This is a genomic window from Rhodanobacter sp. UC4437_H4, from assembly GCF_052978425.1.
Genome location: NZ_CM129673.1, coordinates 653609 through 665588, shown reverse-complemented (window position 1 = coordinate 665588; position 11980 = coordinate 653609). Strand labels below are relative to the sequence as shown.

The window sequence follows — 11980 nt, the reverse complement described above, 5'->3', positions numbered from 1 at the left end:
GGAGCGAGGCGTTGCGGTATCACCGAACCCTCGCCCCAACCCCTCTCCCGGCGGGAGAGGGGCTCAAGCGATCACAGACCCAACAGCATCCGCTGCGGATTCTCCAGCTGGTTCTTGATGTCGACCAGGAACAGCACCGCGTCCTTGCCGTCGATGATGCGGTGGTCGTAGCTGAGCGCGATGTACATCATCGGCGCGGCGATGATCTGGCCGTTCTCGACGATCGGGCGCTCCTTGATCGTATGCATGCCGAGGATCGCGCTCTGCGGCGGGTTCACGATCGGCGTCGACAGCAGCGAGCCGAAGGTGCCGCCGTTGGTGATGGTGAAGGTGCCGCCCTGCAGGTCGTCCAGCGACAGCTTGTTCGCGCGCGCCTTGACGGCGTAGTCGGCGATGCCCTTCTCGACGTCGGCGAAGCTCATGTCCTGCACGTCGCGCAGCACCGGCGTGACCAGGCCCTTGTCGGTGGACACGGCGATCGAGATGTCCTGGTAGCCGTGGTAGATCACGTCGTTGCCGTCGACCGACGCGTTGACGAACGGATAGCGCTTCAGCGCCTCGGCCGCCGCCTTGACGAAGAAGCTCATGAAGCCGAGCTTGATGCCGTGTTCCTTCTGGAACGCGTCGCCGAGGGCTTTGCGCATCTTCACCACTTCGGCCAGGTTCACCTCGTTGAACGAGGTCAGCATGGCGATCGAGTTCTTCGACTGCATCAGGCGCTCGGCGATGCGCGCGCGCATGCGGGTCATCGGCACGCGCTCTTCCGGGCGGACGCCCGGGGTCGGTTTCGCGGCTGGCGCGGTGGCGGGAGCTGCGGCAGGGCGCGAACCGGCGTTGACCACGTCTTCCTTGATGATGCGACCGTCGCGGCCGGTGCCGGCGATGGCGGAGGTGTCGACCTTGCTCTCGGTGGCCACGCGCTGCGCGGCGGGCGAAAGCTCGGCGGCGGCCTTCGACGCGGCGGGGGCGGGCGCCGCGGCCGCGGGCGCCGGAGCGGCGGCGGCCGGAGCCGGCGCAGCCGCCGTGGCGCCTTCCTCGATGATCGCGATGACCTGCTCGCTGTTCACCGTGTCGCCGACCTCGTGCCTGATCTCCTTCAACACGCCGTCAACCGGCGCGGGCACTTCCAGCACCACCTTGTCGGTTTCCAGATCCACCAGGTTCTCGTCGCGCTTCACCGCGTCACCGGCCTTCTTGTGCCAGCTGGCGATGGTGGCGTCGGAGACGGACTCGGGCAGCACGGGGACTTTCAGTTCGATGGACATAAGAGGCTCTTGGGTTTGTGCGACTGTCGATGGACACAAGGAGCAGGGGCGGCCAATCGCGACCGGCCCGTTCGAAACGGATTACTCGGCGGCGTGGTCGGTACCGACCGGCTCGACCAGGGCCTGTTCGACCAGCGCCGCCTGTTCGGCGACGTGCGTGTTGTGGTGGCCGGCGGCCGGCGCCGGCGAGCGCGCGCGACCGGCGTACGACAGGCTGTGCTTGCTGCCCGTGCAGGCTTGCAGGTGATGGCGGATCTGGAACCAGGCGCCCTGGTTCATGGGTTCCTCCTGGCACCAGATCACTTCCTTCGCCGACGGATACTTGTCCAGCTCGGCGCTGACCTCCACGCGGGGGAACGGATACAACTGCTCGACGCGCACGATCGCCACGTCGGTCAGGGCGCGCTTCTCGGCTTCCTCCAGCAGGTCGTAGTAGACCTTGCCTGAGCACAGCACCACGCGCTTGACCTTCTTCGCGGTCAGCTTGCGATGCTCGCCGATCACCAGCTGGAAGCTGCCGTTGGCCAGCTCGTCCAGGCTCGACACCGCCAGCTTGTGGCGCAGCAGCGATTTGGGCGTCATCACGATCAGCGGCTTGCGCGCGGCGCGCAGCATCTGCCGGCGGATCATGTGGAAATCCTGCGCCGGCGTGGTCGGCACGCAGACCTGCATGTTGTCCATCGCGCACAGCTGCAGGAAACGCTCCAGCCGGGCGGAGGAGTGCTCCGGCCCCTGGCCTTCGTAGCCGTGCGGCAGCAGCAGCACCAGGCCGCACAACCGGTTCCACTTCGATTCGCCCGAGCTGATGAACTGGTCGATCACCACCTGCGCGCCGTTGGCGAAGTCGCCGAACTGGGCTTCCCAGATGTTGAGCGTATCGGGGTCGGTGGTGGAGTGGCCGTACTCGAACGCCATCACCGCCTCCTCGCTGAGCAGCGAGTCGATCACCTCGACGTCGGCGCCCGCGCGCACGGTGGCCAGCGGCATGTAGGTATGGCCGTCCTTCTGGTCGTGCAGCACGGCGTGGCGGTGGAAGAAGGTGCCGCGGCCGGAATCCTGGCCGACCAGGCGCATGTCGAAACCGCCGTCGACCAGGGTCGCGTAGGCCAGGTTCTCGGCGAAGCCCCAGTCGGCGGGCTGTTCGCCGGCGGCCATCTTGCGGCGGTCTTCGTAGATCTTGGCCACGCGGCCCTGCAGGGTGAGGTCGGCGGGCAAAGTGAGGATATTGCTGGCCAGTTCCTGCAGCTTGCGCATGGGCACCGTGGTGTCGGTGGGCAGCGACAGCTTGCCGCCGATGAAGCGCGCCCAGTCGACGTGGCCGTCGCGGACGGGGCTGGGGTCCAGGTCGGTCATCGGTGCGCCGGCTTCCAGGCGCTCGCGGTAGGCGTCGAACTGCTTCGCCGCCTCGCCCTCGGCCAGTACGCCGGCCTTCACCAGTTGCTGCTGGTAAAGGTCGCGCGCGGTCGGACGCTTGCGGATGATCTGGTACATCACCGGCTGCGTGGCGGCCGGCTCGTCGGCCTCGTTGTGGCCGTGGCGGCGGTAGCAGACCAGGTCGATCACCGCGTCGCGGCGGAACCGCTTGCGGAAGTCGTAGGCCAGCCGGGTCACCAGGATCACCGCTTCCGGATCGTCGCCGTTCACGTGCAGCACCGGCGCGTTGACCATCTTGGCCAGGTCGGTGCAGTACATGGTGGAACGCGCGTCCTCCGGATTGGAGGTGGTGAAGCCGACCTGGTTGTTGACCACGATGTGCAGGCTGCCGCCGATCTTGAAGCCGCGTGCCTGCGACATGTTGAACAGTTCCATGTTCACGCCCTGGCCGGCGAACGCGGCGTCGCCGTGGATCAGCACGGCCATCGACTGCGTGTGCGCGGTATCGCGGCGGCGGGTCTGGCGCGCGTGCACCGAGCCGGTCACCACCGGGTTGACGATTTCCAGATGCGAGGGGTTGAACGCCAGCGCCACGTGCACGCCGCCCTTGGGCGTCTTGACGTCGGCGGAGAAGCCCATGTGGTACTTCACGTCGCCGGAGTGGGCCGGGTCGTCGGGGTGGTCGAAACGGCCCTCGAACTCGTCGAACAGGGTCTTCGGCGGCTTGCCCAGGATGTTGACCAGCACGTTGAGGCGGCCGCGGTGGGCCATGCCGATCACCAGCTCCTTGATGCCGTTGTCGCCGGCCGCGCGCACCACGTCGTCGAGCATCGGGATCAGGCTGTCGCCGCCTTCCAGCGAGAAGCGCTTCTGGCCGACGTACTTGGTGTGCAGGTAGCGCTCCAAGCCCTCGGCGGCGGTGAGGCCGTCGAGCACGCGCTGCTTGCCGGCCTTGTCCAGGCCGCTCTGGCCGGCGGATTGTTCGAGCCGGCTGTAGATCCAGTTGCGCTGCTCGTGGTTGCTGATGTGCATGAACTCCGCGCCGATCGAGCTGGCGTAGGTCTTCTTCAACCGATCGAGCAGGTCACGCAGTTTCAGCCGCTGGCCGCCGCCAGCGTAGTTGCCGGTGTCGAATTCGGTATCCAGGTCGGCGTCGGACAAGCCGTGGAAGGCCAGGCCGAGATCGGGGGCCGGCATCTTGTCGGCCAGGCCCAGCGGGTCGAGGTCGGCGGCAAGGTGGCCGCGCGAGCGGTAGGCGGTGAGCAGGCGCAGCACGCCGGCCTGCTTGCGCGCGTACTCGTCGCTCATCGGTACGGCGGCGGCGCCGTTGCGGCCCTGCTTCTGCGCCGCCTCGATCCGCGCAATGGCGGCGCCATGCGGGACATCGCCCGATTCGCGACCCTTGAACGTCTCGAAATAACCTGCCCATTCGGCGGGAACGGCCGTGGGGTCGGCCAGCCATGCGTCGTACAGCGATTCCACGTAATCGGCGTTGCCGCCAGCGAGTTGGGAGGATTCGTAGAACTCGCGGATCAGGTTTGTACTCACGTCACCACCGGCAGAAAAAGAGGCTTGCAGCCATCCATGTGAGCTGAACGTCGCGGCTTGCGACCGGTTTTCAAGTCCGACCGGTGGCTCGTGCGGATGACTGGTATCAATCTGCGTGATTATACCCTTCGCCCGCCACGGCACGGCAACCCGTGAAATGGTCGCAGACGGCCTGCGGCGCGGCTCCGCGGCCACGATGCACGGCCGCAAACGCGCAAGGGGTGTGGCCTGGTCGCGTTGCGCATCGTCGCGGACGCGGATGGCCACGAGCCAGCTGCGGTTCAGTCCGCGCGGCCGTCTCGCTCAGATATCCAGCCGCTGCAGCGCCGTGGCGCGCTCGGAGCGCTCCCACACCTCGTCGAATTGCTGTTGCAGCGGCGCGGCGCCGGCGCGGTCGTCGCGCGCCGCGCGTCCAGGTGGACGCTCCGCCGCGGGCAGGAACAGGTAACCGCCGACGTCGTTGAGCAGGCAGGCCGAAGGCCAGGCCAGGTCGACGTCGTCCACCGGCACGCGGATCTGGAACGCGCTGGACAGGCGCTGGGCCAGGCCGATCAGTGGATGGTCGGCCTGCAGCGCGGCCTGCGGCTCGTGCAGCAGCACGCGGATCAGCGCACTGCGGCCGGAGGTGGCGATGCGTCGCAACTCGGCCAGTTGTTCCGCATCGGCGAAGGTGTCGGCAGTGAGCGCGGGCAGGCGCACGGCCAGCTGATGACGCGCATCACGCAGCAGTTGCAGCCGCGCCTGCACGCATTCCGCCGCCGTGCCGGTCGCCAGCTGTCCGGGATCGCGACCAGGCGGATGCTCGACCGTCGCGTCCCGCTCGAACACCAGCCGCATGGCGCGGTGTGCCAGCCCCGCGTCCTCGAATTCGTCCCCATATGCCACGAAACCGGCGCGGGTGTAGAAGCCGATCGCGCTGACCTGGGCGTCCAGTGCCACCTCGGGCCAGCCCCGCGCGCGCGCCAGGCCCAGCAGCTCGCGCAGCAGCGCCGCGCCCACACCCTGGCCGCGCCAGTCCGGCAATACCGCCATGCGGCCGATCTTGTGTTGCGGCGTGAGCCGACCGCAGCCGATCGGGTGGCCGGCATCGTCGCGGGCCAGCACGTGCCAGCAGTCGACGTCCAGCCCGTCGCGCTCGCGCTGCTCGCTCACGCCCTGTTCGTGGATGAACACCGTGGCGCGCAGGTCGAGCAGGGCGGCGCGCTGGTCCTCGCGCGACCAGTCGGCGATCTCGACGTGGAAGTGCTGCAGCTTCATCGGCGGCGGCGCGCCGGGCGCAGCAGCAAGTGGCCGTCGTTGACCAGGGCGAGCAGGAGTTCGCGGTCGGCGGCGACAGGCGTGCGGTCGAAGGCCAGTTCGCGTTCGGCACACAGCCGTTGCGCCAGTTCCACCGAGGCGCCATAGGCCTGGCCACACACGTACAGCACGCCACCGGTCTTGCCGCCCGCCCAGGCCATGCGCGCCCAGGGGTGGCGCAGCAGCCGGGCACCGGCGGCGAGGCGCGCGGCGAACCGCTCCTCGCTCAGTGGATGGTCCGGCGCCACCGGCACCTGCGCGTTGCGGTAGCGGGTGATGAAGCGGCCGAACCAGTCACGCAGCAGGTCCTCGCGCAGGGCGGCGGCAAATGGCAGGGCCGCCTTGAGCCGCTCCAGTGCGGCGCGGTCGATCTCGCCGGCATGCCGGGCCGGGGCCAGGTCGGGATCGGCGTAACGCAACTCGTCAGGCAGCTGCTCGGCGATGTAGTCGGCCAGGTCGCCGGTCAGTTCGGCCTGCGAGGGTGCGCGCATGCCGACGGAGAACGTCATGCACGGGCCGCCGAAGGCGACGCCGTCGTGCGGCACGCCCGGCGGCAGGTAGAGCATGTCACCCGGGTCGAGCAGCCATTCGTGGGTCGGCTCGAACTGCACCAGTTGCTTGAGCTCGATGTCGGGCCGGAACGCCTTCGGTGCCAGCGGATCGTCGCTGATCGCCCAGTGGCGCTGGCCCAGGCCCTGCAGCAGGAACACGTCGTACTGATCGATGTGCGCGCCGACGCCGCCGCCGGGTTCGGCGTAGGACACCATCACGTCGTCCATGCGCCAGCTCGGCAGGAACCGGAAGTGTTGCAGCAGGCCGGCCACGTCGGCGTCCCACTTGTCCACGTCCTGCACCAGCAAGGTCCAGTTGCGTGGTGGCGTGGCGGCGAAATCGGCCTCCTCCAGCGGGCTCGACTTGACCCGCCAGCGGTCGCGCACCTCGTCGTGCACGATCAGCCGCGCCAGCGCGGTGGGCTCGCAGGCCAGGCCGGCGAGATCGTCCGGTTGCAGCGGCGGGCGGAAGCCGGGGAAGGCGTTGCGGATCAGCAGCGGGCGCTTCTGCCAGTAGTCGCGCAGGAAACGGGCCGGGCTCATGCCCAGCGGGCGCGTGGCGCTGCCGCGCACTTCGATCGGAAAAGTCGGGGTGGCGTTCATCCGGCCATTGTAGTGGCCGGCTCAGGTGAACAGGCGCACGGTGTTGTTGAGGCCCAGCGCCAGCACTGCCAACCCGGCCAGCGCGGTGGCGACGCGCGCCGGCACGCGTCGCACGAACACGGCGCCGAACGGCGCGGCCAGGGCGCCGCCGATGATCAGCCCGACCACCGCGGCCGCATGGCTGACGCCGATGGTGAGCAGGAAACTGAAGCTGGCGGCCACGCTGACCACGCACTTGGCCAGGTGCACGCTGCCGATCACCGCTCGCGGCTGCAGGCCGCGCGCCAGCAGCGTGGTGACGGTGATTGCGCTCCAGCCGCCGCCGCCGATGGCGTCGACCAGGCCGGCAATGCCGCCGGTGATGCCGGTGCCGCGCGGGACGTCCATGCGTGCGCCGGCCGCTCGTCGGCAGCGCAGCAGCAGGAAGCCGCCCATGCCCAGCAGGTAGGGCGCCAGCAAGGCGCGCAGCCAGGAAGGCGGTACGTGCACGGCGATCCACACGCCGATCAGCGCCCCCAACACGCCGGGGATCACCAGTGCCAGGAACAGCGCGCGGCGCACGTTGCCGGCCAGCAGGTGGCTGAGGCCGGAAGCACCGCAGGTGAAGGCCTCCGCGTAATGCACGCTGGCGCTGGCGGCCACCGGCGGCACGCCCAGCGCCAGCAGCAGGCCGGACGCGGTGACCCCGAAGGCCATGCCCAGCGCGCCGTCGACCAGCTGGGCGAGGGCGCCCACGACCATGAATGCAAGCAGTTCGCTCAAGCGCGTCGGCAACCACATCGGGTGGATGCGCAGTATACGGCGCGCCCGGCCGCGCGCAGGAAATGAGCAGCGGACATAACGACATGCCGACAGATGCTTTCCCCGAGTTCGAACCGAAACCTACCATTGTCATATGGACGTAAAGACGTCCAGAAGGAATGACCGTGAACGCTGCGCTGAAATCGCTGCCGCCTGCACCTACGCTCGATCCGGAGCGGCTGGCGCTGCTGGCCCGCTTGACCCACGGCCTGGCACCGGCCGACCTGTACTGGATCGCGGCGTACAGCGCCGCGGCTGCCGCTGGCGGCGCGGTTGCGGCCAGCTTGCCGGGCATGGGCGAGCAACCGGCGGACGCGGGCCGGCGGTTGACCATCGTCTATGGCAGCCAGACCGGCAACTCCCGCCGTGTGGCCGAGCAACTGGCGACCCGCGCCGAGGCCGCCGGCCTGCCGGTGCGCTTGCTGCGCGCCGGCGCCTACCCGCTGCGCGAGCTGGCCCAGGAGCGCTTCCTGAGCGTGGTGATCAGCAGCCAGGGTGACGGCGATCCGCCGGACGATGCGGTGGGTTTCGTCGAGTTCATCGCCGGCAAGCGCGCACCGAAGTTGCCGCAACTGAAGTTCGCCGTGCTGGGCCTGGGCGATTCGAGTTACCCGAAGTACTGCGCGGTCAGCCAGGCGCTGGATGCGCGGCTGGCCGAGCTGGGTGGACAGCGCTTTGCCGAGCTGGGCGAGGCCGACGTGGATTTCGAGGCGGTGGCGGCGGGCTGGTCCGAACGCGCCCTCGCCGCAGCCCGCGAGACGCTCGACGTGCCCGCGACGGCTCCGCGTCAGGGCGCGGCACTGCACGCGGTGCGCACGGTGGCGACATACTCGCGCGAGCAACCGTTCGCCGCCGCCGTGCTGGAGAACCAGCGCATCGTCTCGCGCGACAGCGAGCGCGACGTGCGGCATGTCGAACTGTCGCTGGAAGGTTCGGGCCTGCGTTACGAAGCCGGTGATGCGGTCGGCGTGTGGCCGCGCAACCCGCCGGCGCTGGTCGAGCAGTGGCTGACGACGTTGCGGCTGGATGGCGCTGCGGAAGTCGAACATGGCGGCAAGCACCTGCCGCTGGCGCGCTGGCTGGCCGAGGAGCGCGAAATCACCCGACTGACCCGTCCGTTGGTCGCGGCGCAGGCCGCAGCCACGAGGCATGCAGGTCTGCAGCGCCTGCTGGCTCCGGAGCAGCGCGCCGAGTTCGCCGCCTTGCTGGAAAGCCACCAGCCGATCGATCTCTTGCGCGAGTTTCCCGCCGCGTGGGACGCCGCCGAACTGGTCGCCGCACTGCGCCCGCTGACGCCACGGCTGTATTCGATTGCGTCCAGCCCGAAAGCCGTGGGGCCGGACGAGGTGCACCTGACCGTGGCGGTGGTGGAATACGCTGCGCATGGCAGCACGCATTACGGCGCGGCATCGAGCTTCCTTGCCGGCGCGGGCGATGACGCGACAGTGCCGGTATTCATCGAACCGAACGAACGCTTCCGCCTGCCGGCCGACGGCAGCCGCGACGTGATCATGATCGGCCCCGGTACCGGCGTCGCCCCGTTCCGCGCCTTCGTGCAGGAGCGCGAGGCGACTGCCGCCAGCGGCCGCAACTGGCTGTTCTTCGGCAACCGCCACTTCGCCCGCGACTTCCTCTACCAGCTCGAGTGGCAGGACGCCTTGCGCCGCGGCAGCCTGAGCCGCCTCGACCTGGCCTTCTCGCGCGACGGCGTGGCTCGTTCAGAGAGTCCGCCCAGGGATGTGCGGGGTGTTGCGAGGGACTCGCACAAGGTCTACGTGCAGCAGCGCCTGCGCGAGAACGGTCGTGAACTGTACGCATGGCTGCGCGAAGGCGCGCATCTGTATGTCTGCGGCGATTCCGCGCACATGGCCCGGGACGTGCACGAAGCCCTGCTGGAGATCGTCGCCACCCACGGCGGGTTGTCCGCCGAGGGCGCGCGGGCCTGGTTGGCCGATCTTCTGCAGCAGGGGCGTTACGCCCGCGATGTCTATTGAGTGAACCGCGTCGTCATTCCCGCCTTCGCGGGAATGACGAACAAATAAGCATGCAACCCGAACGCGAACTGGCTTCAATCCCGATGCCTTCCCACCTGGAAAAGATCAAGATCGAAAGCCGCCTCCTGCGCGGCACCATCGCCGAGGGGCTGGCCGATGCCGTCACCGGCGCGATCGCCGAGAGCGACACCAAGCTGCTGAAGTTCCACGGCAGCTACATGCAGGACGATCGCGACATCCGCGACGAGCGCCGCCGCCAGAAGCTGGAACCGGCGTATGCCTTCATGGTGCGCGCGCGCCTGCCTGGCGGCGTGATGACCCCGGCGCAGTGGCTCGCCTTCGACCGGATCGCCGGCGACTACGCCTCCAGCGGACTGCGCATCACCACGCGGCAGACCTTCCAGTGGCACGGCATCATCAAGCGCGACCTGAAGCCCGCCATCGCGGCGATCAACGCGGCCATGGCCAGCACCATCGCCGCCTGCGGCGACGTCAACCGCAACGTGGTGTGCAACACCAACCCGGTCGAATCGCCGGCGCACGAAGCGGCGTACGCGTGGGCGGTGCGCCTGTCCGAGCACCTCAAGCCGAAGACGCGCGCCTACCACGAGTTCTGGCTCGATGGCGAAAAGCTGGTGGGCGAGGAAGCCGCCAACGAAAGCGAACCGCTGTACGGCGCCACCTACCTGCCGCGCAAGTTCAAGATCGGGCTGGCGATCCCGCCGCAGAACGACATCGACGTGTTCGCCCAGGACCTGGCCCTGATCGCCATTGTCGAACACGGCGAGTTGCTTGGATTCAACGTGGGCATCGGCGGCGGCATGGGCGCCACCCATGGCGACCCGGCCACCTATCCGCGGCTGGCCGACGTGATCGGCTTCGTGCGGCCGTCGCAACTCATCGCGCTGGCCGAAACCGTCATCGCCGTGCAGCGCGACCGGGGCGATCGCGAGGAGCGCAAGCATGCGCGGCTGAAGTACACCATCGACACGCTTGGGCTCGGTGCGGTCAAGGCCGAGATCGAGCAGCGCCTGGGCTTCGCGCTGGAGCCGGCGCGCGCGTTCCGTTTCGACAATAACGGCGATCGCTACGGTTGGGTCGAAGGCCATGCCGGGCGCTGGCATCTGACCTTGCAGGTGGAGTCCGGCCGCCTGCTCGACCGCGGAGCGCACACCTGGCTCAGCGGCATGCGCGAACTGGCCGGCGTGCACACCGGCGACATCCGGCTCACCTGCAACCAGAACCTGATCATCGCCAACGTGGCGGCCGCCGATCGCGCCGCGATCGACGCCCTGGTGGCCCGCCACGGCATGGACGGCTACAAAAGGCACAGCGCGATCCGCCAGCACGCGATCGCCTGCGTGGCGCTGCCCACCTGCGGCCTGGCGATGGCCGAGAGCGAGCGCTACCTGCCGACGCTGCTGCCGAAACTGGAAGCCTTGCTGGACCGGCACGGCCTGCTCGACACGCCGATCCTGCTGCGCCTGTCCGGTTGCCCCAACGGCTGCTCGCGTCCTTACCTGGGCGAGATCGCCCTGGTCGGTCGCGGCCCGGGGCGTTACGACCTGCGCCTGGGCGCGGATTTCCGCGGCCAACGCCTGAACCAGGTCTGGCGCGAGAACGTCGACGAAGCGGCCATCCTCGCTGCACTCGACCCGCTGTTCGCGCGCTATGCCGCCGAGCGCGAGGCGGGCGAGGGCTTCGGTGATTTCCTGCTGCGCGCGGCTGTTCTGCAGCCACCACCTGCGCGGCGCATCGCCGCCACGGTGCTCGCGTGAAACCGCTGCCGGCGGACACCGCCCCCGACGCGCAGGCGCTTGCGGGGATCAACGCCATGCTGGCCACGCGCAGCGCTGCGCAGCGGGTGGCGTGGGCGCTGGAGCACCTGCCCGGAGAACACGTGCTGTCGTCCAGTTTCGGGGCGCAGGCCGCCGTGTCGCTGCATCTGGTCAGCCGCCAGCGTCCGGACATCCCAGTGATCCTGATCGATACCGGTTACCTGTTCCCCGAGACCTACCATTTCGTCGACCAACTGACGGCGCGGCTCGGGCTCAATCTCAAGGTCTACCAGTCGCCGCTCAGCCCCGCGCGGATGGAGGCGCGGCACGGCCAGTTGTGGCGCCAGGGAGTGAGTGGCATCGACCAGTACAACCGCGTTCGCAAGATCGAGCCGATGCAGCGCGCGCTCGATGAACTGCATGCCGGCAGCTGGATCGCCGGACTGCGCCGGCAGCAATCGCGCAGCCGCGCCGCGATCGACTTTCTCGAACTCCGCCACGGCCGCTGGAAACTGCACCCGCTGGCCGACTGGAGCGACCGCGACGTCGGCCACTATCTCAGCCGCCATCGCCTGCCGTACCACCCGCTGTGGGAGCAGGGCTACGTCTCGATCGGCGACCACCACACCAGCCGCCGTTGGGAGCCCGGCATGGACCCTGAGGAAACACGCTTCTTCGGCCTCAAGCGCGAGTGCGGACTGCACGGCATCGCGTAACGGTGGGTCCCCGCAGGGCGGGCAGTGCCCGCCGCTCCTGGTCCGGGTGCGTTG

The 11980-nt window shown here is 69.1% G+C and carries 8 protein-coding genes; 3 read left to right on the top strand and 5 right to left on the bottom strand.

From position 1 onward, the window contains the following. Positions 1-71 precede the first annotated feature (71 nt). From odhB to ACVCL3_RS03275, 5 genes are all read right to left on the bottom strand, one after another. Complete coding sequence (gene odhB / locus ACVCL3_RS03295) at positions 72-1265, bottom strand: 2-oxoglutarate dehydrogenase complex dihydrolipoyllysine-residue succinyltransferase (RefSeq protein ID WP_447100427.1); 1194 nt, start codon at positions 1263-1265, stop codon at positions 72-74. Between the two features lie 81 nt (positions 1266-1346). Continuing rightward, positions 1347-4187, bottom strand: coding sequence for a 2-oxoglutarate dehydrogenase E1 component (locus tag ACVCL3_RS03290; protein ID WP_395118334.1), 2841 nt, complete (start codon positions 4185-4187; stop codon positions 1347-1349). A gap of 303 nt (positions 4188-4490) precedes the next feature. Further along, on the bottom strand, positions 4491-5444 hold the full coding sequence (locus tag ACVCL3_RS03285; RefSeq protein ID WP_447100426.1) for a GNAT family N-acetyltransferase: 954 nt from the start codon (positions 5442-5444) through the stop codon (positions 4491-4493). Then, positions 5441-6637, bottom strand: a complete 1197-nt coding sequence (locus ACVCL3_RS03280) for a JmjC domain-containing protein (RefSeq protein ID WP_447100425.1) — start codon at positions 6635-6637, stop codon at positions 5441-5443. The genes ACVCL3_RS03285 and ACVCL3_RS03280 overlap by 4 nt, the downstream gene beginning before the upstream one ends. A 21-nt stretch (positions 6638-6658) precedes the next feature. Next, a complete protein-coding gene (locus ACVCL3_RS03275) occupies positions 6659-7399 on the bottom strand; it encodes a sulfite exporter TauE/SafE family protein (protein ID WP_395118340.1) in 741 nt (246 codons plus the stop codon). Positions 7400-7563: 164 nt separating this feature from the next. Between ACVCL3_RS03275 and ACVCL3_RS03270 the strand changes: the two genes are divergently transcribed. From ACVCL3_RS03270 to ACVCL3_RS03260, 3 genes are all read left to right on the top strand, one after another. After that, positions 7564-9432 carry an assimilatory sulfite reductase (NADPH) flavoprotein subunit gene (locus tag ACVCL3_RS03270; RefSeq protein WP_447100424.1) on the top strand — a complete coding sequence of 623 codons (1869 nt, stop codon included), beginning with the start codon at positions 7564-7566 and terminating at the stop codon, positions 9430-9432. A gap of 83 nt (positions 9433-9515) precedes the next feature. Beyond that, positions 9516-11210, top strand: coding sequence for an assimilatory sulfite reductase (NADPH) hemoprotein subunit (cysI, locus tag ACVCL3_RS03265; RefSeq protein WP_447098975.1), 1695 nt, complete (start codon positions 9516-9518; stop codon positions 11208-11210). Then, on the top strand, positions 11207-11926 hold the full coding sequence (locus tag ACVCL3_RS03260; RefSeq protein WP_447098974.1) for a phosphoadenylyl-sulfate reductase: 720 nt from the start codon (positions 11207-11209) through the stop codon (positions 11924-11926). The genes cysI and ACVCL3_RS03260 overlap by 4 nt, the downstream gene beginning before the upstream one ends. Positions 11927-11980 lie beyond the last annotated feature (54 nt).

Coding starts and splice junctions, on each gene's coding strand:
- ACVCL3_RS03285 (WP_447100426.1), bottom strand. CDS start 5,444: ATGAAGCTGCAGCACTTCCACGTCGAGATCGCCGACTGGTCGCGCGAG.
- cysI (WP_447098975.1), top strand. CDS start 9,516: ATGCCTTCCCACCTGGAAAAGATCAAGATCGAAAGCCGCCTCCTGCGC.
- odhB (WP_447100427.1), bottom strand. CDS start 1,265: ATGTCCATCGAACTGAAAGTCCCCGTGCTGCCCGAGTCCGTCTCCGAC.
- ACVCL3_RS03280 (WP_447100425.1), bottom strand. CDS start 6,637: ATGAACGCCACCCCGACTTTTCCGATCGAAGTGCGCGGCAGCGCCACG.